Source organism: Haliscomenobacter sp. (genome assembly GCF_040403615.1).
Classification (GTDB): Bacteria; Bacteroidota; Bacteroidia; order Chitinophagales; family Saprospiraceae; genus Haliscomenobacter.
Window position 1 is genome coordinate 51,953 of the sequence record NZ_JBBAKG010000012.1, and the last position, 23,051, is coordinate 75,003.

Sequence of the window (23,051 nt, forward strand, 5' to 3'; positions counted from 1 at the left end):
TTGTGCCTATTTCGACCTAATGCTTAACTTTTCAACCATAAACATTTCTATCAATGATTGAAGTATCCAACCAACTCTTGGCCGTTTTGAACACTGCCGAACGCTTATTGCGGCAAATCGACCCACAATTGGCGGCGTTTAGACCTGGCCCTGAAAAATGGTCAGCCAAGGAAATCATCGGCCATTTGATTGATTCAGCTTGCAACAACCAGCAGAAGTTTGTGCGCAGCATGGCTACACCACATTTGGATTTTGTGGGCTATGCCCAAAATTTCTGGGTGTCTGCTCAACATTATCAGCAAGCCGATTGGGCTGGGTTGATTGATTTTTGGTTGGCTTACAATAGGCATATTGCGCACATCATCCGCCATGTTGACCCAGCTGTACTGACCCACCAATTGTTTATCGAGGGCGTGGGGCCTTTTGAATTGGGTTTCATCATGCCAGATTATGTGGAGCACGTGAAGCATCACCTGCGGCAAATTTTTCCGGAGGGGCCATTTGAGAGCAAATTTTCAAATGTGTACAACGTATGATGAGCTGCTGGGATTGTCATCACGGCATTTCTTCGTGATGACAACTCCATTGGCAACAAACCTACCGAATAAAATAATTCACATAAAAGAAGATGATCAGGTATATCCATAGCCCATCCAAAAAATGCCAGTAAATGCTGAGCAAACGCAAGCTCAAGCGCTTTTCGGGGTCAGAAAAATACACCAGTACACTTACAGGTTCCTTCATGCGGTAACGCGCTTGATAAATGAAAATCCCCAAAAAAGGCAATCCCGCTATCACGTGGGCAAAGTGCAGCCCTGAAATGACATACAGATACCCCGCTGAATTGTCGGAACTCATCAAAATTCCATCGCTGAACAAGGTGTACCAGGCCACCGCTTGTGCGGCCATAAACAACAAGGATAAGCCCAGCGTCAACCACAAGGCTCTTTGGTAATTGTCGGTATGGTCTTCGAGGTAAGATTTTTTTGCCCAAAACATCGCCCCACTGCTGCCTAGAAGGATCAACGTATTGAATAAAAAAAGAATCGGCAAACGCAAAGGCGGCAAATGCTGATTCACCCGATTGTACACATAGGCCAAAGACAAGGCCACAAAAATGGTACCCAACCCGATCAACAGCAAGGTCAGGATGATGTTTTTGGGGTGAAACGCAAGGTAAGCGTATTCGTTGTAAGGTTGTTCTTGATTGGTCATACCGTTTGGTGTTTAGGATTGAGATTTTGGACTGAGTTTACACCTTTTACTGCAATATTTTACCTCTGTCCAGACTTTCTCCCATTTCTTGCGCCAGGTGAATGGGCGGTTACAGACCAGGCATATTTTCTGCGGCAGGTCTGCTTTTTTGGTTTTTTTGGCCAAAATGCTCACTTTTGTTGAAACAAAGTACAAAACAGCAAGCGGCCTGGATTGTTTTCATTGATTCATTTGTTTATTTTCGACGATTAAAATGCAGTGCAACTATTCCAATTGGATGCACTGTAGCCCAAACTTACTATGAAGAAGTGCATTCGCTGTCAGGTGGTATTATCGGTCGACGCTCGGTTTTGTTCAAACTGTGGAGCGCCCCAGCCCGAGTTGGAAGCTACCCAGCGCAGCTCCGTACCCAGTATTGACCTGGATTTGGAAATAGAACCTCAACTGACCGAAAAATTCTTTTTGGCGCTGAAAGACCGCATTGAGCGCGAGCACCGTCCGGAGCAATTCACCGCCTACTCTGAGCGGATGTACCCCTCAGGCTTTCGGGATGTGATTGCGCGGCGTTTTGCCCAATCCGCTGATCGCCTGCGCAACATGGAGTCGTTGGGTATGCTGGAAACCTCACAACTCAACTGGTTTGTAGAAGATTTGTTTGAAGAACTCTTGGATTTTTACATCATCCGCTATTGCAAAGACCTCAACGAAGTGGAGTTGCCCGAGGCGATTCTCAAGTACCAGAACATACCGTTGAGTGAAATCAATCTTTTTCAGGTGGTCAAAGACTTCCTGCAATTTGACCACGAGCCGGAAAAAATCTATACGGATTTGCTGCAAATGCCCCTTGCCAAATTGAAAAATGCCAGTCAGGCGTTTCTTTTTCCGCCGCGCGATGAAAAAATCTTGCTGGTATCCGATCAGAGCTTGTTGGGCAATGGCAAAGAGGGATTTGCCATCACCGCCCGAGGCTTGTATTGGAAAGCACCCTTTCAAAAATCTCAAATTGCCCTCTTCACCAATCTTGTCGATATACGGCGCAAAGGGGATTGGATCGAGATCAACGGCCATTTTTTTAACGCAGGTCTGTCTTTGAATGTTAAAATGTTGCGGTTGTTAGGGCGCTTGAAGATGTGGCACCGTTAAAATTTTTAGCACAATCGTGAAACCAAGTTAAGGTGTTGCTAAAGTGCTGACTTCGTAGATCGTTCGGATTAAAATGAGTGTTCTTAGCTCATAAAACAACCACACTATGAAAACAAATTGGGCAATTACCACGACTTTGGCATGCTGCAGTATGTTTGCAGGAACCATTATGGCGCAACAAGGCCAGCGCGTTAGTACCACCCTGGATCAATGGGCCAATCGGTCAAAAACCGAAACAACCAGCACACCCACTTACACCGCCAATCGCCGGATTGAAGACGTAACGGGATTAGAAAAAATGAGATCGAGAGGAACGAATACCGATGTAAGTACGACTACCCAAGCAAACGACCGCAGAGATCCCTACAACAACGGAGGCTACAATGACAACCGTCATCAGCCGGAATACAACGACCGCAACCCACGGAATGGAAACTATGGCTCACGCGATGAAGACAGAAGAAGAGACGATGACCGTGACCGACGCGATGGCTGCTCCAAAGACAAATATCGCGGAGGAGAGAGCTACGGCTACGGTCGTGGATCTGCCAACCGCAGCAATAATCGGGGTCGGGATGATGATCGATATCGTGACCGGGATGATGACCGCTACCATGACCGCGACCGGGATGGAAAATCAAGACGTACTTGCGATTCCAATGGAAAGAACAGAGGCAGAGGGAATTAGACTGCTGTTGAAATAAGCACGGGACACCTAACGGCTAGGTGTCCCGTGCTTATTGAATAGGAAGAAAATACGCTTAAACTTCTCCCAATACAATAATTTTATCCCCGTCCGAAAAACGGACTTTTGCCGATTTTATCGGATTGATTTTTACCCCATACATTTTTGAGTCATCCTGTGAATCGCGCATGAGGCGGTAGCCAATAGCGGTATGGCCTTGCCGGGCAGCACTTTCTAGCACAGTATAAAAATCAACATCGACATCGGTCTTAACGTAATGACCTACTTCCTTGAGGTAAATTTCTGACCCTTCTGCTTCAAACAGGATATCGTACACTTTTTTGAGTTCCTTGTTTTCCGAAATTTGGGTCAAAACGAGGCTCAACAATTTATCGCTCAAGATGAAATCGTCTGCTTTGGATACTTCGGCCAATTCACGGTTGCGAATATCCAGCATTTCCGATACGATGGAAAAGTCCTTGCCTGCCTTCTCTGCTAAATCGCGCAGGTGCAGCAAGCAAATCAGCGTTTTGGCATCAGATTCCTGAATTTCGATGTTTTCGTTGTAGCTCAACAAAATGATGTGATCGTAGGTCTCAACCCGGAGTGATTCGAGAGTCAAGCGGTTGTTGATGTCCCCTTTGGTCAATTCTACCTGGATATTCTTGAGCGTAGTGCTAAAGTTGGATACATCTTCATCAATCTCTGCGGTCTCAGCAAGTATGGTCACTTTTGAGCCCGGTAGCACGTAATTGTCCAATTCCTCAATGATGCGGATGCCTTTTTTGTTCCAGCCCAAAATGAGCGTGCTTTCCACTCCGGCGCTGGTGCCAGAGCCTCTTACCAACAGCGATTCGTTGCGAGGAGCAAGGGTTTTGCCAGAAAGCTTGATGGTATCGTCATCTTTGGAAATGGCAATCAGTCTATCCCCATTTTGCAACACGTATTCCATGTTGGGATTGATCAGCACCTCATCGCTCGCTGTAATCACCCCGATAATGGCGGATTCTTCGTAAGCAAAGAGACTGTCCCGGTAGGTTTTGCCCCACAACTGTTTTTCTTCGGCGAAGTAAATTTCATCCCCTTCAAATTGCAGCAATTCGGTGTATACGATACTGAGGCCTGATTGCCGACAAGTTTGGGCCGTCAAGCGAGAAATAAGATCAGAAGTGAGGATATAAACCGCCTCGTCGCCACCTACCAACCTTGCTGCTTCCAAATTGGCCGGATCTTTGATCTCGGCCACGATGTGGTACTTGCCTTGTTTGCGCCGCTTGCTGTTGGTCAAAGACAATACAGCTTTGATCACATGCACGTCAGGATTGTCGATGTCTTCTGGACTCAAGATAATGACTGATCTCGCTTCATGAGGATTCACTACTTGAATATCGGAAGCTTCCAGTGGGCTACCACTGCGAATAACGATTTTGGTATTTTTGGTATCGGGTATTTTGGCGCGGATGTCGTCTTCCATCTCCACTTTGTCCTGGTTGGCCAAAATGACGATGCGGGGATTCTTCTGGTTTTCGTTGGCAATGCACAAGTCGGAAATGATCGAATAAACCTTGGAAGAGTAACCCAATATCAAGGTGTGATTGGATTCCAAAACCATCGATTTGCCTTTGCGCAAGTCTTCGATGCTTTGATCAATACCACTCGAAATAGAACCGATCAGGGTAGAAAGAATGAAAATCCCACCGATGGTCACCAGCAACATGATGCCCCGGAATACCCAACCGGAGTCGCCACCTACCGCACCGGAGTCTAGCGCGCGCATCAAACTTTGCCAGGTAGCTTCGGCAAAACTGAGTTTTTCATCGGGGGCAGGCCCAATTCCTGTGAAATGCAGCACAATGGCAGCGATGATGACCAAAACGAGTGAAACCAGCGCCAGCCAGCCAATGATGGCAATGGGCCCATGAGACAGGGAGTTCTCAAAACGGTACCGTAATCTTTCTTGTAATGTAGCTTTTGGCATAGTATGTTTGATTATAGGTGCTGAAAGTGGGGGATAAAGTTAAAAAAACCTTCATGTTTATTCTGGATTAACTAAAAAATTGTCCATTTAAATCATGGCCTTTTCATTTGATAGAAAATTAGAATCAGCAATAAGCGTTAGATTTGCGGCACACCATGGAGTCAAATGACTTGATCTCCAGGATCAGTGCCTTAAAACGAAAGATTGGAATGAAACTTACGCTACGTTTTTTACTCTTCCTTTTAGCAATAACCATGATTGCCAATTGTACCAAATTGGAAGACATCCTCTTGGAAGGCCCCACCGAACTTTCGACTCAAGAACAACGCTTTTTTACTGAAAACGACTGTGACGGCGCGGTTCGCCTCTGCTACAATGCCATGGCTTTTGACGATTGGTGGCAAGTGCATTTCTGGAGATTGTGCAACGATGCAGCTACCGACGATGCCTGGGTGGGCGATACCATCAAAAATTACGACATCAATCCACCTCGTTTTTCAAGCGCAGCGGTTGATACCAGCAAAAACAAACGCGATACCATCTCGGTTCCTTATTACAAACGCCGAATTGAAATCATGCAGGCAGGCCATTATACCCTCGATGCACGGGGCGAACGCCTGCGCGATTTTTACCAATTCAATTACAAGGGCATTTTTCTGTGCAACAATGCCCTCGAAGGACTAGGCAGCGCCAAAATTGCCGACGATGTGAAAAATCGCCTGATTGCAGAAACCAAGTTCGTTCGTGGATTTTTATATTTTGAATTGGTCAAAAACTTCGGTGGCGTGCCACTCATAACCTCCAATGTTCCTGCTGGATACCTCGATACCATAAGCAGGCTATCCGTACAAACCGTTTATGCTCAGATCAAACGCGACTTTGCAGACGCAGCAGCAGTATTGCCAACCCTGACCGAGCAAAAAGCCAAAGATCGTGGTCGAGCTACCCAAGGTGCGGCACTGGCTTTTTTGGCCAAAGCTGAATTGTACGATGGAAAATGGGATGCCGCATTTACCACCGCAGAGAAAGTAATCAACCAGCAGATTTATGCACTCGAACCCAACTTTGGTGACCTTTGGAATCCCACCAATGTCAATAGCCGTGAATTTATTTTTAGTCTGGGAACGGGTGTTTGGCCATTCAATGCTTTCGGTGATCCTATTCCCATTATGTGTGGCACCAGGGCAGAAAAAGGCTGGGGCTATTTGTGTCCTACCTCCAATCTTGAAAAGCATTACCTCGATGATCAGGACAGTATTCGTTTAAAATGGACCATCATCAAGCACCTGGCACCTGTACCTGGCGATACCACCAAACGTTTCAACGCACGGCCAAACGAGAGTAAATCAGCGCGGTTTTGCCGCAAATTATACGTCCCGTCCAATCAGCGCCTGGGTGGATCGGGCACTAAATTGCCCCACAACATCATCTTTGTGCGCTATGCCGATTTGTTGCTGATTGCTGCTGAAGCGGCTGCACATCTCAATAAGGACGACCAGGCGCGTACTTACCTTGATCAAGTTCGAAAAAGGGTAAAATTGAACACCAATCTTGGTCTAGGTGGCGCTACTTTGTTGGATGCGATTTATAAAGAACGGCGCTCAGAACTGGCTTTTGAAGGGCATCGCCTTTTTGATTTGCGGCGCATCAAAACCAGCGCCAATCGACCCCTTATTTATGATGTAATGGGAAGCAACGGATCCTTTGTGTCGTACAACCGCAACAGTACAGATCCTTATGAAAACAGCAACAAGCGCGAATTACAAAATAAAGGAGTAAATTTTAAAACCTCGAAACACGAACTCTGGCCAATTCCGCAAGATGAATTGAATCGCAGGGGAGGATTAAGACAAAACCTGGGTTATTGAGTAATTTTTTGCGTAATAAATGAGCTACTTACAGCCACTCTTTGCGTTTGAACCAGATGTAAATGATGATTACAATCAGCAGCATTGAAAGCAAGGTCAGTGGATACCCCCACTGAAACCTCAACTCTGGCATAATGTCAAAGTTCATCCCATAAATTCCCGCCACGAAAGTCAGTGGCATGAAGAAGACCGAAAAAATGGTCAATACCTTCATGACTTCGTTGGTCTTGTGCGCGGAAATAGAGATGTAGATGTTGAGCAGATTGGATACATCTTCGTGAATCTGCTCGTAATTGCTGTGCAGCTTCAGGTTGAGGTCTCTCAAATCCTGGATAAACGGATTGGATTTGGTATCTCGAAACAAATCATCCACCACTTTTTCAGTCAGAATCAACAGCTTTTTGTTCACACTGACCATGCGGCGCAGGTGATAGAGTTTTTCTTCGAATTTGCCCCGTGAGTGGCGGGCAAAAATGGCAGTTTCGATTTTATCAACCTCATCGTCCAGAAATTGCGCGGGCCCCTGGTAAGTGGCTACCGCGTACCAAATGATGCGGGTTACGACATCGCAAGGATCCAAGTGATTGTCCTCGGTTAAATATTTGGCTACGATTTCCTCAAAGAATGGTTGGGGCAAACGATGGATGGAGATCAAGCAAGTGTCGGTATAAAACAGCGCAATTTTGCTGGTCAAATCCTGGATGGAATGTGGACTTTCCAATTCCTTGGGATTGTAAGCGCGTACGATGATGAACCTAGCTTCGCCATCCAATTCAAATTTGGGCAAATGGTCTGGCTCCAAACAGTCCTGCACGGTATACGGATGCAGATTGAAGCGTTTGGCAATGTCCAGCAGTTGATCTTTCTTGGGCTGGGTCACATCCAGCCAGGTAAATTTGCCTTGATAGATGGTTTTTTCCACGGGCGAGAGTGTTTTTTGCGCAAGCTAAGGAAAAAAAATAAAGTAGATCAACTCAACCACATATACGCCAGCCAACTGCTCAAATACGCCAGGCCCGTCATAAACGCAAACTGAATCAGGGGCCATTTCCAGGATTTGGTTTCGCGATACACTACCGCCATGGTGCTCATGCACTGCATGGCAAAGACATAGAACAGCAGGAGGGATAACGAAGTGGCCGGACTGTAAATCAACTGGTGGGTAACCGGATCGCGCTGGTTGGCCATTTTTTCGTGAATGGAATATTCATCATCCTGGTGGCCGATGCTGTAAATTGTGGCCATTGTAGCTACAAAAACCTCCCGGGCTGCAAAAGAAGTAATCAGGGCAATGCCTATTTTCCAGTCAAAACCTAAGGGTCTGATGGCCGGTTCGATGAATTTGCCCAATTGGCCAGCAAAAGAAGCTTCCATTTTTTTGGCATCCACCAGATCCTGCGTATCGTCAGCATTCAGTTTTTTTGCTTTGGCACTGCTTTGGGCGGCCATTTCAGCATTTTTTACCGCTCCCGGAGGGCCAAAGGAAGACAAAACCCACAGCACCACCGTAATGATCAAGATGATTCGGCCCGCTTCGACGGTGAAAGTTTTTACTTTTTCCCACACGGTGAGCCACACATTGCGCATCACGGGCAAGCGATAGGCGGGCAATTCCAACATCAGGTAACTGCTTTCGTGGGTGCGCAAAATCAATTTGAATACAAAAGCCGCCAGCAGCGCGGCAACAATCCCCAAGAGGTACAAACCCATAAAAGCCAGCGCTTGTAAGCTGACAAAACCAATTTTGGTAGGTGGCACCACAAAACCAATCAAAACGGTATACACCGGAATCCGCGCCGAACAACTGATAAAAGGGGTAACCAGGATCGTAATCAATCGCTCTTTCCAATTGCTAATAGTGCGGGTACTCATAATTGCCGGAATGGCACAAGCGCCACCGGAGATAAGCGCCACCACACTGCGGCCATTGAGCCCGAAAAACTGCATAATGCGGTCAAACATAAACGCTGCCCGCGCCATATAGCCCACTTCTTCGAGTAAGGAGATCAGGAAAAACAAGATGGCAATCTGCGGGACAAACACAATGATTCCACTAAAGCCCGCCAATACTCCTTCGGTGAGTAAATTGGTCAACCAATGTTGCGGAAGATGGCTTTGCAAAAAAGTACTCAAGTTGCCAAAACCTGCCTCAATAAAATTCATGGGCAATTCCGCCCAGGTAAAAAGGGCATGAAAGATCAAGAGCATTATACTGAAAAACACCACTGGGCCAAAAAAACGATTGGTCAACAGATCGTCCAATCGATCGGTAAAATTGATTTCATGCAAGCTGTCCTTCTCTCGGGATTGTTGTACAATGGGCGTAAACTGATCGTAACGTTGCATGGTTTCCTCCACCTGCATCTGCAGGTCTTGAAAACCGCTATTGCTGATCGCCTGTTCGATGAGCGTTTTTTGATTGGGGTTTAAAAAAGACAACCATTTGACGTGGTGCGCCATCAAAACCAGTTGGTAAGGCGTATAGCCCGGAAATTCAGCTTGTATTTGGTTGATGATCTTGGATTCCTCAGGTGCAAGGCGGTATTTGGTACTATTGAGCAGAGCGACAGGGGCTTCATCCAGTAGATCAACCAGCATGGATTTCAACTTACTCATGCCTTCTCCTGTACGTCCGCTGAGGAGTAGGGTAGGAGCACCCAATTTGCGGGAGAGCTTTTCAAGATCGTATTGGATGCCTTCTTGCTCGGCAACATCGGCCATATTGAGCGCCAACAGCACGGGGATGCCCAGGTCTTTCAATTGGCTAAACAGCAATAAATGCTTTTCGAGTTTGGTGACATCGGCGATGTAGATGATGGCATCTGGATAATTTTCGTTGCCAGGTTGTACCAAACTTTGTACAACCATCTTTTCATCTTTGGACGTAGGGTAAAAACTATAGGCTCCGGGCAGGTCAATCAATTTGGCTTGGCGGCCGTTGGAAAGCTCGAGCGTCCCCGTTTTTTTATCGACAGTGACCCCGGGAAAGTTGCCTACTTTTTGCTGTAGGCCAGTCAACTGGTTAAAAATGGAAGTTTTGCCACTGTTGGGATTTCCAATGAGGGCAATCTTTGGTTCAGGATCGGGCGACAGAGCTGGTTTCAAACCTTTGGAAAAACTAAATACAAGTGAAGGAATACCTCAACGTACAACGATGCAGCACGCTTCGGATTTGCGCAGCGCAATCAGCAAATTGTCTGCTTTAATGTAACAACCACCACCAAAAGGGGCACTGCGAATCATTTCAATTTGAGTGCCTGGCAGGATTCCCATTGATAACAGCTTGCAAGCCATGCAACAATCAGTAAAATGAGAAACATGTCCTTTGCTGCCAATTTTCATTTTGGCCAATTGATTTCCGGAATTACTCGTTGCGACCACAGTTGTGCTTATTTTGATTTAATCTAATTAACAACACGGCGCTAAAATAGATCGTTTTTTTTCTTTTTCAACTAATAAAAATCACCATTGTACAAAAAATACCTAGGATAAGGGAGATAAACCAATACCTAACGTTAGGTATTAAAGTTTTGATGCTACCTAATCAGGAATATTTGTCAGATCTTAGACAACTCAAATTGCCAATTTCTGTTTTTTTAATAAAAGTCATTCATGAACCACCTACAATTTGAAACTAGCCCATACTTGCTTCAGCATGCCCACAATCCAGTAGACTGGTACGCCTGGAAGCCAGAGGCTTTTGAACGTGCAAAAAAAGAAAACAAACCCATCTTAGTCAGCATTGGTTATTCCACCTGCCACTGGTGCCACGTGATGGAACGCGAGTCCTTTGAAAACGCCGATATTGCGGCCATCATGAATGAAAATTTTATCAACATCAAGGTAGACCGCGAAGAAAGACCCGATGTAGACCATATTTACATGGAAGCTTGTGTGATCATGACGGGTTCGGGGGGCTGGCCACTCAATTGTTTTTTGACTCCAGACGGACGGCCATTTTTGACTGGAACCTACTACCCGCCAGTTGCAGCGTTCAACCGACCTTCCTGGCCGCAGTTGTTGCACCACGTGACGGAGATTTTCAACAACCGCCGTCAGGACGTAGAAGATCAAGCCAATCGCCTGATTGGCAACATTGAGCAAACCAACGCCTATTTTTTATCCAAGAAAGAAACCGAAACCGCAGGGATCAATCCTTTTAATCCCGTGGTGCTGCACAACATATTTCAAACCCTCAAGAAAAACTTCGATCTCCAGGATGGTGGATTTGGTGGCGCACCAAAATTCCCGGGCAGCATGGCCCTGCAATTTTTGCTCGATTACCACCATTTTACCGCAGAAAAGGAAGCCTTAGACCACGTAATTTTCTCATTGGATCGGATGATTCGCGGAGGGATTTACGACCAACTTGGGGGTGGTTTTGCCCGTTATGCCACCGACAAGGCCTGGTTGGTTCCGCACTTTGAAAAGATGTTGTACGACAACGCCCTTTTGGTTGGCTTACTTTCCGACACTTATAAAGTGACCAAATTGCCTATTTTCAAACGGGCAATTGAAGAAACCCTGGCTTGGGTAGCACGCGAAATGACCAATGCAGAAGGTGGGTTTTACAGTGCACTCGATGCAGATTCGGAAGGGGAAGAAGGAAAGTTTTACGTTTGGACGGCTGAAGAAGTTGCCGCGGTATGCCCATCTGCCGAAGACGCTGGTCTTTTTAGCGGCTATTACGGGGTTGAGCCATTGGGAAATTGGGAAGGACACAACATCCTGTGGTGCCCTTTGCCCATGGAGGCTTTTGCCGTTGAAGTAGGCCAGACCCCCGACGAACTGGAGTCCCGTTTTGCCCCCATTCGTGCCAAACTCATGGCCGAGCGCGATTTACGGATTCGCCCAGGTCTCGATGATAAAATTTTGCTTTCCTGGAATGCCTTGATGGCTTCTGCATACGCCAAGGCTTACACGGCATTGGGCGATGAAACTTACCGGGAAGCGGCAGTTCGGAACATGGATTTTTTGTTGAAAAAATTCAAACGAGACGAATTCTGCGGAATGTACCATACCTATAAAAAAGTTGGTGACCGCGATCAAGCGCAGTACAGCGCTTTTTTGGATGATTACTCCTACCTCATTGCGGCCTTGATCGACGTGTACGAGATTTCTCTGGAAACCCGCTACTTACGTCAGGCAGCCGACTACACTGAATATACTTTGGCCCATTTCCTTGATGGTACGCGCAATTTGTTCTATTTTACTTCCAATGAACAGCAAGATGTTGTTTTGCGCAAGATTGAATTGTATGACAACGCACTTCCCTCTGGAAATGCCACCATGGTTCAAAACTTGCATCGATTGGGTTTGCTTTGGGGAAAAATGCAGTATATTGAGTTGGCTGCTGCCATGCTCAAAGAAATGCTGACTGGAGTGGAACGATATCCATCTTCCTTTGCCCGCTGGGCCAATGCCTTGATCAACTGGGTGTATCCCATGCAAGAAATTGCCATAGTTGGGCCACGGGCAGCGGAATTGAACCTGGATTTGCAGCAAAACTACCTCCCCAATAAGGTCTTGATGGGGGCAATGGAAGCCGATGATGCTTTTCCATTGCTTGCTGGAAGATCAACCTTGGGCAAGACCCAGATTTTTGTTTGTCGCAATTATGCCTGCCAATTGCCGGTTTCAACAACAGCAGAGGCTTTGGCATTGTTGAAATAGAAAATCCAAACTATGCGTAAACTACTTACCCTGTTTTTGGGTATTTTTTGGGGGTTGAGCCTTCAAGGCCAACAATCGGCACAGTATACCTTGCACATGTTGAGTCCGTATTATTGGAACCCAGGTGCAGCGGCAATTGACCAGGATTTAAGCTTGACGGCCAGTGTGCGCCAGCAATGGGGAGGATTGCCGGGAGCGCCCATGTCGCAATTTGGGTTGTTGCAAATTCCCTTACCTCAATTTCGGGCTGCTTTTGGCGCAAAGTTCGAAAACGATCAACTCGGCGCCCAACGCAACAGCAACCTGATGCTGAGTTACAGCTTTCAACTGGAAATGGGGGAAAACATTCTGGGATTGGGTGCTTCTGCTGGTTTTACCCAATTTGGCTTGGATGGATCCAAGTTGCGAACACCAGGAGGGGCTTACCAGGATATTTTAATCAACCACAATGATGCCATTCTTTCTGCTGGCGCGTTGAGTGGATTGGCACCTACGTTTGATCTGGGGGCATATTTTCACAGCGAAAAATGGAACTTTGGATTGGCAGTACGCAATTTTACAGCTGCTACGATAAAACTTAGCGAATTTGACCTCAATACTACACGGACTGTTTTTTTTAACGCTCAAACCTCTTTCCCTTTGGGAACCAGCTTTTTGCTTCAACCATCGATTATAGTACGTACAGATTTAACACAAATACAAACCGATGCGGCTTTGATAATTCGATATAATGGCAATATCTTTGGCGGCGCTTCGTTTAGAGGGTATAATTCCAATAGCATTGATGCCCTTGGGTTAATCGCAGGAGCAAAGTTAAATGAGAAATTGAGTGTGGCTTATGCTTATGACTTGATTCTCTCCCCTTTGCGCGAAGTTAGCAATGGATCGCACGAACTAAGAGTGTATTACCGCATACAAGAGGGTTCAAGTAAAGGGCGCAAACCCAAGATTATTTATAACCCTCGTTTGTTATAATCGGTAGTAAAAACGTCGCCAAACTTTTTTCGATTCCCTAAAATAAGCAACCTTAGCTTCACGTTTGAGGTATCGGATTGTTGAGATTACGGCGAATCCCACAAATTAACTTTTATTATATTTCTAAACGGTCTATATTTACGCAGCTTTTAACAAAAGCTGTTTAAAGTCTGAAGGAAAACTCGGGTATTAACATGAAAAACGTACTCAAGCTTGCACTAGTTGCGCTGGTATTTGTAGTGGTTGCTTGCGGAAAGCAAGAAAGCGGAGAATTAACCGGTGTATTCGACCGGCCTGTATGGAAGGGTATCAACCCATACGGTATGGTTTACATCCCCTCCGGCACCCTCTTGGTAGGTCCCAGCGATCAAGATGTCAGCAACACCTTTGTCCAACGTCCCAAACAAATCTCTATTCAGGGATTTTTTATGGATGACACGGAAATTACCAACAATGAATACCGCCAGTTCGTTTACTGGGTAAAGGATTCAATTGCCCACAACATCCTAGAGCACTTTCTCGAAAGTGATGCCGATGATGCAGATGAAGGCCGCATTGACTGGGATCAAGAAATTGATTGGGAAGATCCAGATGGTGCTCTTGCTGAAATGTACTACCAAGGTGATGATCGATTTGCCGGCAAAAAGGAAATCGACGTTCGTAACCTCAAATACAAGTACACCTGGTACGATTGGAAAAAAGCTGCAAGTAACCGTGGCCGCTCTCCTCGTAATGAATTCATCAAGGAAAAAGAAGTGAACGTTTATCCTGATACCTTGGTATGGGTGCGTGACTTTGCCTACTCCTATAATGAGCCTTACGCCCGTAACTATTTCTGGCACCCTGCTTTTGATGATTATCCCGTAGTGGGCATCGATTGGCACACCGCCAATGCCTTCTGCTACTGGCGTACCATGCTTTGGAACAAAGCAGCTGGCGACAGCAAGGATGGTCAAAATACTGAAAACTACCGTTTGCCATTCGAGCACGAATGGGAATATGCCGCTCGCGGTGGAAAAGATCGGGCAATGTACCCTTGGGGCGGTCCTTATATCCGCAACGCCAAAGGTTGTCTGTTGGCCAACTTCAAACCCGGTCGTGGCAATTACCCTGAAGATGGTGGTTTCTATACCGTGCGCGCAGATGCCTATTTTCCTAACGATTATGGGCTCTATAACATGGCTGGTAACGTTTCAGAGTGGACCAATACGGCTTACTATGAAAACGCCTATTCCTTCCTGCATGATTTGAATCCCGATATTCGTTACGATGCTGCAGATGACGACACTCCTGAGAACAAACGCAAAGTTGTTCGTGGAGGATCCTGGAAGGACATCCATCACTTCCTGCAAACTGGTACACGGAGTTTTGAATACCAGGATACTACCAAGTCTTATGTAGGTTTCCGTTGTGTACTCACCTTCCTGGGACGTTCCATCAACGATTTCTAATCCAAATCTGGATCGATAAAACATAAGGATACTGTGCTAGCTGCACAGTATCCTTACGTTTTGTTGTCTATAAGTGAAAAGGCCATTTTGAACCTGCAATAAGATGCTTTGTTCATTTTGATCAGTTTCTGAAATTATTTTTTCACAAACTGTAACCTTTTCTGTTTCTACCATTATTGAGATTGTACATGGGTAGAAAATCCCAACGAACAATGATATTCTTTGTCTAACCATCAAAAAAATCCTAAACAATGAGCTTCCTGAAATCGAAAGGATTCAAGTACCTCAAAAACCTTATCATCGGTGTTGGTGCATCTGTAGTATTGCTTGGTGCACTTTTCAAAATCATGTCTTGGACTGGTGCGGATGAAATGTTGATTCTCGGTATGGTCACTGAGGCCCTGCTTTTCCTCTTTTTGGGTGTAATCGGCCCAGATAAGGACTACTATTGGGAAAAATTGTATCCAGGTTTGGATAGCTATAATGCCCCTATTCAGCCCATTACCGCAGGTGTTTCTACCATTGCCAGCACGCCCAACTTGCCTGGTTTGAACGGCGAAGTAGTAGAGCAGCAATTGGGTGGCATGTTGCAGGAGTTGCAAGGCATGTCCAAAAGCCTGGGTTCATTGAAAGCACTGCAAGAAGTGGATTTCTCTGGTACCAAAGATCAACTCAAAGCCATGAACAACTTCTACACCAAGTTGAACGAAGCAATGGTTGACTTGATCGATTCTTCCGAAGAAACCAAAGTAGTAAAAGACGGCTTGACCGAGTTGAATAAAAACATCTCCAAGTTGAATACTACTTATTCTTCATTGAATAGCGTATACGGCTCTGTTATCACTGCCATGGCTGGTGTTCGCCAAGGGTAATCAGTTCCATTTTTCGGAAACAAATTTCTAACCCGGAAAAAAGAAAAGACATGTCAATTCCAAAGGAGCCGCGGCAGTTAATGATCAACATTATGTATCTGGTGTTGACCGCCATGTTGGCCCTCAACGTTTCAGCAAAGATCATCAATGCCTTTTTTGTTATCGATAAAGGCATCAAAACCTCTAACAGTCGTCTTGGCGTAGCCAACGATTCCACTGTTAAGGATATGGAGCGCAACGCAGAACAAAACAAAGAGCGGTATTCAAAAGTGGTTTCTACTGCCAAACAAGTGCAGGCCAAATCCAAAGAATTTATTGCTTACGTAGAAACCTTGCGTGATGCAATGGTGGAGCAAACCGGAGGGATGTACCCCGAGGAGGATATCCACCATGCTGGTCAGCCTAAAGGCTACAAAAACAAGGAAATTACCACTCGTTACCTGGTCAATCAGGGCAATGGTTCCAAACTGGAGCAACGTGTAAACGCAACCCGTGAAGAACTGATCCAAATGTTGCGTTCTTTGAAAAATCTCAAAGGGATTAAAATTACTGAAGAAGAGTTGCAGCAACTGGAAAACAGCATCGCTTTGCAAATCACTGCAAAAGATTGGACCAAAGAAAGAGGCGTAAGCAACTGGTCGGAATACACCTTTAAGCAATTGCCTCTGGCTGCTGCATTTCCCTTGTTGACCAAGTTTCAGAACGACATGAAGAGTTCTGAAGCGGCAATCCTGAACTATTTGTCCAGCTTGATTGGTAAGTCAGAAGTAAAAGTGGATCAGTTTATCCCCATTTCTTCGCCAATCAAGAGTTACATCATTGCTGGGGAGCAATTTGAGTCTACCATCTCGGTAGGTGCAACTTCCAAATCATTCAATGATAACGTAAGCATCCGTGTAAACGGCTCTGCACTTAGAGTTGAAAATGGTTCTGCAAAATACACCGCTGGATCTAGCGAGCCCGGTGTAAAAAATTACAAAGTAGACATCGCCGTGAAAAACCCTACCACTGGTGAAGTTTTCTCCAACAGCGAAACTTTCGAATACGAAGTAGGCCGCCGTTCGGTTACGGTATCTGCCGATAAGATGAACGTGTTCTACATGGGCGTTGAAAACCCGGTATCGGTTGCTGCTGCGGGTGTGTCTTCCAACGACCTCCGCGTGAACGTAACGGGCAACGTTACCAAAACGGGTGGCGGTGGCTCCAAGTTTACAGTAAGAGGTACCTCTCCGGGTAAAGCAACGGTTACGGTTTCAGGTGGTGGTTTGAAAGCAACTTCATTTGAATTCCGGGTGAAGCCAATTCCTGATCCAGTGGCCAAAATCAACAACTCAACCGGTGGTGAAATTGGCAATGGAGTATTGAAAGCACAAGGCGGGGTAATTCCAGTTTTGGACGGCTTTGATTTCGATGCGCGCTGCGACATCTTAGGGTTCAACGTAATTTATTTGCCTCGTCGCCAGGATCCTGTTCAAGTGACCAACCCAGGTGGGGTATTTAGTGGCCCTGCTCGCAACGTCATCAATCAGGCAAAACCCGGTGATCAATACTTCTTTGATAACATTCGTGCGAAGTGTCCTGGTGATGCTGCTGGTCGCAAGATCAACAACATTTCCTTTAAAGTGCAATAAGTATGACGCAAAAAATTACTTCCCGATTTTTTGTGAGGGTTTTGAATAGGAAGCTCACTTGAAATGAATCGTTCGACTTCCTATTCAAAACCTAAAATCGGGAAGTTAATTTTTCTGCGTTACTAATCTAATTTTTTGATTGCATACTCATACTAGCGTACCCAATAAACTCGTTTATTGGGTACACTTTTTTGTCAAAGAAAAAAAGCAAACTATGAAAATGGCCGCCAAATTATTCGGTCTTCTTTTTATCCTGTGTATCGCCGCTGTTGCTCCTCTTTCAGCGCAGACGATCGACATGTTACAAACGGAGTCTGGTCCAGCTGATGGTTTACCCAACCCAATCGATGATGTGGTTGAAAGCAGCATTACGGCCAAAAAACGGGTGCTTCCATACGATCAACCCCGCGAGGCAGACATTTTTTGGAAAAAGCGCATTTGGCGGATCATTGACGTGCGGGAAAAAATGAACCTTCCGTTCGCTTACCCAAAACGTCCGTTCGTTACAATTTTGCTGGAAGCCATCAACAACAAGGAGAAGCCTTTGCGCATCTTCCAGGATGAAGAATTCAAAACTCGATTGGATACATCAGCCGTTAACGGCTTGTTGTACAAGATCGATACAGTATTGATCACTGATCCAGTTACCTACGAACAAAAACAGCAGATCATCAAAAGTGAAGTAAACATCACTGAAGATGTGCAGCGGATTCGTGTAAAAGAAATCTGGTTCTTCGACAAAGAATCATCTACCATGCAGGTACGTATCCTGGGCATCGCTCCTGTACTTCCTGTAAAAACTTCTACTGGAGATAAAGTAGGGGAAAACGTACTTTTCTGGATTTACTATCCCGATGCACGCGAAACATTGGCCCGTGAAAAGATTTTCAACGAGGCAAACGATGGTGCGCCTATGACCTGGGAAGATGTATTCGAAATGCGTTATTTCTCCAGCTACATCTACAAAGCTTCTAACGTAAAAGATTTGCGCTTGCAAGATCAGTACACTGGTCGCGATTTGCTCCTGGAAGCAGAAAAAATCAAGCAGGAAATCTTTAACATGGAACACGACCTTTGGACTTACTAGTCTTGATAAAGTCTACATAGAAAAAGGGGACAGCCTGCGAATACGTGGACTGTCCCTTTTTCTTTTTAACTTTTCATGTACTCCCAGGCGCTGCGGTACTCGCCATGTTTTTCGCAATAATCCAAAAATTCACCGTAGAATTTGTTGTTGCCTATCGTAGCACTGTCTCCTACGATGATCAATTGCTTGCGCGCTCGGGTCATGGCCACATTCATGCGGCGGTAATCGGTCAAAAAGCCAATTTCGCCTTTTGTATTCGATCGAACCAGCGAAATAAATACCAGGTCTTTTTCTTGTCCCTGAAATCCATCGATGGTATTGATGGACAAATCCAGCTTACTCACATTCGGATCTTCTTTGAGCTCTTTCTCAATGTGTAGCGCCTGCTCGCGGTATGGAGAAATAATGGCTATGGAAGGAGGCTCTTTTTCCAAAAAAGCTTCTGCAATCAGGTACAAATGCTCGCGCAGTACCTGGAATTCCTCGGGGTTGTACTTGCTTTGATAAGCGTGGTGTACTTTCTCATCAAAACCACAGCCGGCAGTATCGATAAAAATAACCGGCGCGTTCATTTCAATATCCAGGCGATGCTCTTTTACACCTGGCGCAGCCATTAGTTCATTGTTGTAAAATTGCCGATTGCTGAAGCCCATAATGACTTCATTCATGCGGTATTGGATGTTGAGCAGGTTGACTTGTTGAATGCGCTTCAGGCATTTCTCGATCATGGTGATGTTGAATCCTTTTTTCGCGGCTTCATTGGATTTAACCGTAGGTGGCAATTGAAACGGATCGCCAGTCAACACGATTTTTGAGGCTTTGGTGATGGGAATCCAGGTAGCGGGTTCCAATGCCTGAGCGGCTTCATCCACAATGGCCGTGCGAAATTTGCGCTGATCCAGCACAGGATGCGCTGCACCCACTAAAGTACACGCAATGACTTGGGCATCATCCAGGATCATATCAATCAGGCGCTGTTCCAACGAATTGGCCCACGAAGAAAGTTCTGCTGCTTCCTGTTCCATACGTTTGCGCTCCTCATAGGCTTCATAGCCACGTTTGCTGCGCAATCGGTTGGCTTGCCGGCGACATTCTGCTGCCTGAACTTTGACCTTTTTGATGTTTTTACTTTCCGGATGCTGAGAGATTTGAAATTCCAACGTATGGCGTAAAATACTTTCATCCACCCGGGAAATATTGCCGATGCGAACCACCCTCAGGTCTTGCGCTGCCAATTTTTCGCTCAACAAATCTACCGCAGTATTGCTGGGAGCGGTGACCAATACCGTTTTTTCCCGCTCTGCCAACAATTTAATGGCTTGCACCAGAGTAGTCGTTTTGCCAGTACCTGGAGGACCGTGAATGACCACTACATCTTGAGCGGCCAGAATCTGATTGACCGCTTGATTCTGCGAGGGGTTGAGTTCTATCAGCTTAATGGGATGCTCAATGGGTAAAAATTGAGGCTGCTTTAAGCCCAGAAAAACAGCACGCAATTCTTGCAAGCGGCCTTTGGGGGCAGAAATGACGCGCTGCATGGCTTTTTCCATCTCCAGATAAGTGCGTTCGTCAAAAAGAATGTCTACTGCAAGTTGGCCAAAGCTCATCCAATCAGGCAAATCCCGGGTATTCAGGATGATGCGCATTTTGTCTTTGTCGACGTAATAAATGACGCCGTTTCGCTCGGGGTTGTGTACCCCTGCTTGCTGGGTATAAAAACGCACGGTTTTTCCAGATCGAAATTGGTGCTCCTGGCCTTTGCCCTGGGTTCGTTCCACGACTACAAACGCCCTTTCCCCAATGGTATAGCCTTGCTGCACTACATTCAGCGGGTACCAGGCCAGACCCTTCGTACGCCGCTGCTCAGGACTAAGGCTGTCCATCAGCTTGCGGTGTTGTTCGAAGTCCTCTTTTTTCTCGATTTTTAACAGCTCCAATAGGTCGGTTAACTCTTGCAACTCATTCTCCATAAGGATAAAGGTAAGGAAGGACAGGGAAAAGGAAATAGATCGAGACTAAACTTTTATTGACCTTCGGTTGTAAATTTGTGGTATGAGTACGAAACCAACTAAAGTCAAGCTTACCGAGCAGTTTTCTGCTTTGAAAAATTTACCCTCGTTCTTTGCGCTGATTTGGCAAACCGAACCGCGCCTCGCCACGATTAACATGCTTTTGCGCCTTTTTAAAGCGGGAGTTCCCTTGCTTACCCTTTATTTAGGCAAGCTGATTGTCGACGAGATCATTCGATTGATGAGTGCTTCCGAAAAAGACCTGCATCAACTTTGGCTTTTATTGGGAGCTGAATTTTCAGCCGTTATCATTTCCGACTTGCTGAATCGGGGCATCGGGTTGACCGAAAACTTATTGGGCGATTTGGTCTCCAATCGCACTTCGGTCGACATCATGCAACACGCCTCTAAACTGGATTTGTTTCAGTTTGAAAATCCGGAATTTTACGATAAACTGGAACGCGCCCGCCGACAAACTACCAACCGCACGGTGTTGATGTCGCAAGTATTGACCCAATTTCAGGACATCATCACCATTGTTTTTTTAGGAGCAGGGCTGGTTGCGTTCAATCCTTGGTTGATCCTGATTCTGTTTGTAGCGGTGATTCCTTCTTTTCTGGGAGAATCTTACTTCAATCAACAGAGTTATTCCTTGTCGCTGAGTTGGACACCCGAGCGGCGCGAATTGGATTACTTGCGCTACGTTGGTGCCAGCGATGAAACCGCCAAAGAGGTCAAGATCTTTAACCTGTCTGGCTTTTTGATTGAACGTTTTAAAAAACTATCAGATCAATATTTTCTGGCCAATCGAAAAATCATCATTCGACGCGCCATTTGGGGGCTTCTGTTGGCTGCCTTGGGAACCATCGCTTACTACGGAGCATATGTTCTGATTGCCTTACAAACAGTGGGTGGTTTGATCACTGTAGGGTCGCTTACGTTTCTGACTGGATCGTTTCAACGCTTGCATGGTTTGTTAGAAGGCGTGATGTCGCGGTTTTCCAAAATTGCAGAAAGTGCCTTGTACCTCAAGGATTTATTTGACTTTTTCAACATCAAACCGGAAATTTTTTCAACGCCAGGTAGTGGTGCCTTTCCTGATAAGTTGCAAACTGGTTTTGTATTTGAAAATGTCAGTTTTCGTTATCCTGATCAGGAACGGTGGGCGATTCGCAATCTTTCTTTCACGCTTCATGCTGGCGAAAAGCTGGCCTTAGTAGGCGAGAATGGCGCTGGCAAAACGACGTTGGTCAAATTACTCGCCCGTCTTTACGAACCCTCCGAAGGCCGCATTTTGATCGATGGCGTAGACATCAAAGATTACAACTTGCAATCCCTGCGGCAAAACATCGGGATCATCTTCCAGGATTACATCCGTTTTCAATTGACGGCTGCTGAAAACATTGCGGTGGGCAACATTTCCCAAAAAGACAAATTTGAAGATGTGCTGTCTTCGGCTGAAAAGAGCCTGGCCAACACTGTCATTGATCAATTGCCAGATCAATACGAGCAAATGCTGGGTCGACGTTTCAAAAATGGCATAGACTTGTCTGGTGGCCAATGGCAAAAAATCGCCTTGGGGCGTGCCTACATGCGCGATGCCCAGTTGTTGATTTTAGATGAACCAACTTCAGCGCTGGATGCCCGTGCAGAGCATGAGGTTTTTCAACGCTTTGCAGAGCTGATCAGCGGAAAATCAGCAGTGTTGATTTCCCACCGTTTTTCAACGGTACGCATGGCTGATCGCATTCTGGTGTTGGAAAATGGGCAATTGATAGAAATCGGCAGCCACGAAGAATTGCTGGCCAAGGATGGCAAATACGCAGAGTTATTTACGTTGCAAGCCAAAGGATACCAGTAGGGCCACCCCTGCGTGGGTGGCCCGGTAAATTATTTCGATTTCAAAGTCGGATCGGGTTCAAAATCCAACACAATGGAATTCATACAAAAACGCTTTCCGGTAGGTTCAGGTCCATCGTCAAAAATATGTCCGAGGTGTCCATCGCAACGACCACAAAGCACTTCGGTTCTCACCATGCCATAAGTGTTGTCACTTTCATACTTTACCGCATTTGGGCGCAGCGCTTCAAAGAAGCTGGGCCAGCCGCAAGAACTGGCAAATTTTGAATCAGAGCGAAACAATGCATTGCCACATGCCGCACAATAGTAGGTGCCAATCCCCTCAAAATCCCAGTATTTGCCGGTGAAGGCACGTTCAGTTGATTTTGTACGCGCAATCAGGTACACGCTTTCGGGCAGTACTTTCTTCCATTCTGCATTGGAAACATGCAATTTGGTGGTATCTGTTCGGGAATAATAAGGGTTTTGTCCTTTTGTCCCAACCAATTTTGCCTCCGCTTTGGGTGCAGCAGGTTGGGTTTGGCAACTGGCCACACCAATGCAGGCCAAAAACATCAAAAAGCTCAATCGTATCATTTTAGTTGTTTTCTAGAGTATACGTTTG

Annotated in this window: 19 protein-coding genes; 11 read left to right on the forward strand and 8 right to left on the reverse strand. The window is 45.8% G+C overall.

The genetic code is table 11. The annotated features are described in order from the left end of the window. Positions 1–53: 53 nt before the first annotated feature. Complete coding sequence (locus ABW391_RS05985; RefSeq protein WP_353480925.1) at positions 54–536, forward strand: DinB family protein; 483 nt, start codon at positions 54–56, stop codon at positions 534–536. Between the two features lie 61 nt (positions 537–597). On the opposite strand, the gene ABW391_RS05990 is transcribed toward ABW391_RS05985, so the two are convergent. Together ABW391_RS05990 and ABW391_RS05995 are read right to left on the reverse strand one after the other, a co-directional pair. Beyond that, complete coding sequence (locus ABW391_RS05990; RefSeq protein WP_353480926.1) at positions 598–1,215, reverse strand: cytochrome c oxidase subunit 3; 618 nt, start codon at positions 1,213–1,215, stop codon at positions 598–600. A 12-nt stretch (positions 1,216–1,227) separates the two neighbouring features. Continuing rightward, on the reverse strand, positions 1,228–1,380 hold the full coding sequence (locus ABW391_RS05995) for a DUF2256 domain-containing protein (protein WP_353480927.1): 153 nt from the start codon (positions 1,378–1,380) through the stop codon (positions 1,228–1,230). Positions 1,381–1,515: 135 nt separating this feature from the next. On the opposite strand from ABW391_RS05995, the gene ABW391_RS06000 reads away from it, so the two are divergent. After that, entirely contained in the window at positions 1,516–2,358 is an 843-nt protein-coding gene (locus ABW391_RS06000) for a zinc ribbon domain-containing protein (protein ID WP_353480928.1), read from the forward strand. Between the two features lie 106 nt (positions 2,359–2,464). Further along, positions 2,465–3,046: a hypothetical protein gene (locus tag ABW391_RS06005; RefSeq protein ID WP_353480929.1), complete on the forward strand. Its 582-nt coding sequence runs from the start codon at positions 2,465–2,467 to the stop codon at positions 3,044–3,046. 73 nt (positions 3,047–3,119) lie between these two features. On the opposite strand, the gene ABW391_RS06010 is transcribed toward ABW391_RS06005, so the two are convergent. Continuing rightward, positions 3,120–5,021 carry a CASTOR/POLLUX-related putative ion channel gene (locus ABW391_RS06010; RefSeq protein WP_353480930.1) on the reverse strand — a complete coding sequence of 634 codons (1,902 nt, stop codon included), beginning with the start codon at positions 5,019–5,021 and terminating at the stop codon, positions 3,120–3,122. 209 nt (positions 5,022–5,230) lie between these two features. Here ABW391_RS06010 and ABW391_RS06015 point away from each other — a divergent pair, with 209 nt between their 5' ends. Then, positions 5,231–6,889 (forward strand): RagB/SusD family nutrient uptake outer membrane protein, encoded by a 1,659-nt coding sequence (locus ABW391_RS06015; protein ID WP_353480931.1) that lies wholly within the window; start codon positions 5,231–5,233, stop codon positions 6,887–6,889. A gap of 28 nt (positions 6,890–6,917) precedes the next feature. Here the strand turns inward: ABW391_RS06015 and ABW391_RS06020 are convergent, their stop codons facing one another. Genes ABW391_RS06020 through ABW391_RS06030 form a run of 3 tightly spaced genes read right to left on the reverse strand, consistent with a single transcriptional unit; the run spans position 6,918 to position 10,231 of the window. Next, complete coding sequence (locus ABW391_RS06020; RefSeq protein WP_353480932.1) at positions 6,918–7,811, reverse strand: magnesium transporter CorA family protein; 894 nt, start codon at positions 7,809–7,811, stop codon at positions 6,918–6,920. 47 nt (positions 7,812–7,858) lie between these two features. After that, on the reverse strand, positions 7,859–9,994 hold the full coding sequence (gene feoB / locus ABW391_RS06025; protein WP_353480933.1) for a ferrous iron transport protein B: 2,136 nt from the start codon (positions 9,992–9,994) through the stop codon (positions 7,859–7,861). Between the two features lie 36 nt (positions 9,995–10,030). Further along, positions 10,031–10,231: a FeoA family protein gene (locus tag ABW391_RS06030; protein ID WP_353480959.1), complete on the reverse strand. Its 201-nt coding sequence runs from the start codon at positions 10,229–10,231 to the stop codon at positions 10,031–10,033. A gap of 270 nt (positions 10,232–10,501) precedes the next feature. On the opposite strand from ABW391_RS06030, the gene ABW391_RS06035 reads away from it, so the two are divergent. From ABW391_RS06035 to porN, 6 genes are all read left to right on the forward strand, one after another. Next, positions 10,502–12,562 (forward strand): thioredoxin domain-containing protein, encoded by a 2,061-nt coding sequence (locus tag ABW391_RS06035; protein ID WP_353480934.1) that lies wholly within the window; start codon positions 10,502–10,504, stop codon positions 12,560–12,562. 12 nt (positions 12,563–12,574) lie between these two features. Continuing rightward, positions 12,575–13,537, forward strand: coding sequence for a PorP/SprF family type IX secretion system membrane protein (locus ABW391_RS06040; protein ID WP_353480935.1), 963 nt, complete (start codon positions 12,575–12,577; stop codon positions 13,535–13,537). Between the two features lie 194 nt (positions 13,538–13,731). Continuing rightward, entirely contained in the window at positions 13,732–14,988 is a 1,257-nt protein-coding gene (gene porK / locus ABW391_RS06045; protein ID WP_353480936.1) for a T9SS ring complex lipoprotein PorK/GldK, read from the forward strand. 251 nt (positions 14,989–15,239) lie between these two features. After that, positions 15,240–15,860, forward strand: a complete 621-nt coding sequence (gene porL, locus ABW391_RS06050; protein ID WP_353480937.1) for a type IX secretion system motor protein PorL/GldL — start codon at positions 15,240–15,242, stop codon at positions 15,858–15,860. A 50-nt stretch (positions 15,861–15,910) separates the two neighbouring features. Next, complete coding sequence (gene porM, locus ABW391_RS06055) at positions 15,911–17,491, forward strand: type IX secretion system motor protein PorM/GldM (protein ID WP_353480938.1); 1,581 nt, start codon at positions 15,911–15,913, stop codon at positions 17,489–17,491. A gap of 220 nt (positions 17,492–17,711) precedes the next feature. Further along, entirely contained in the window at positions 17,712–18,578 is an 867-nt protein-coding gene (porN, locus tag ABW391_RS06060; protein ID WP_353480939.1) for a type IX secretion system ring subunit PorN/GldN, read from the forward strand. 65 nt (positions 18,579–18,643) lie between these two features. Here porN and ABW391_RS06065 read toward each other — a convergent pair whose 3' ends face one another. After that, a complete protein-coding gene (locus ABW391_RS06065; RefSeq protein WP_353480940.1) occupies positions 18,644–20,548 on the reverse strand; it encodes an AAA domain-containing protein in 1,905 nt (634 codons plus the stop codon). 82 nt (positions 20,549–20,630) lie between these two features. On the opposite strand from ABW391_RS06065, the gene ABW391_RS06070 reads away from it, so the two are divergent. Next, complete coding sequence (locus ABW391_RS06070; RefSeq protein WP_353480941.1) at positions 20,631–22,448, forward strand: ABC transporter ATP-binding protein; 1,818 nt, start codon at positions 20,631–20,633, stop codon at positions 22,446–22,448. Positions 22,449–22,477: 29 nt separating this feature from the next. On the opposite strand, the gene msrB is transcribed toward ABW391_RS06070, so the two are convergent. Beyond that, positions 22,478–23,023 carry a peptide-methionine (R)-S-oxide reductase MsrB gene (msrB, locus tag ABW391_RS06075; protein WP_353480942.1) on the reverse strand — a complete coding sequence of 182 codons (546 nt, stop codon included), beginning with the start codon at positions 23,021–23,023 and terminating at the stop codon, positions 22,478–22,480. Between the last annotated feature and the right edge of the window lie 28 nt (positions 23,024–23,051).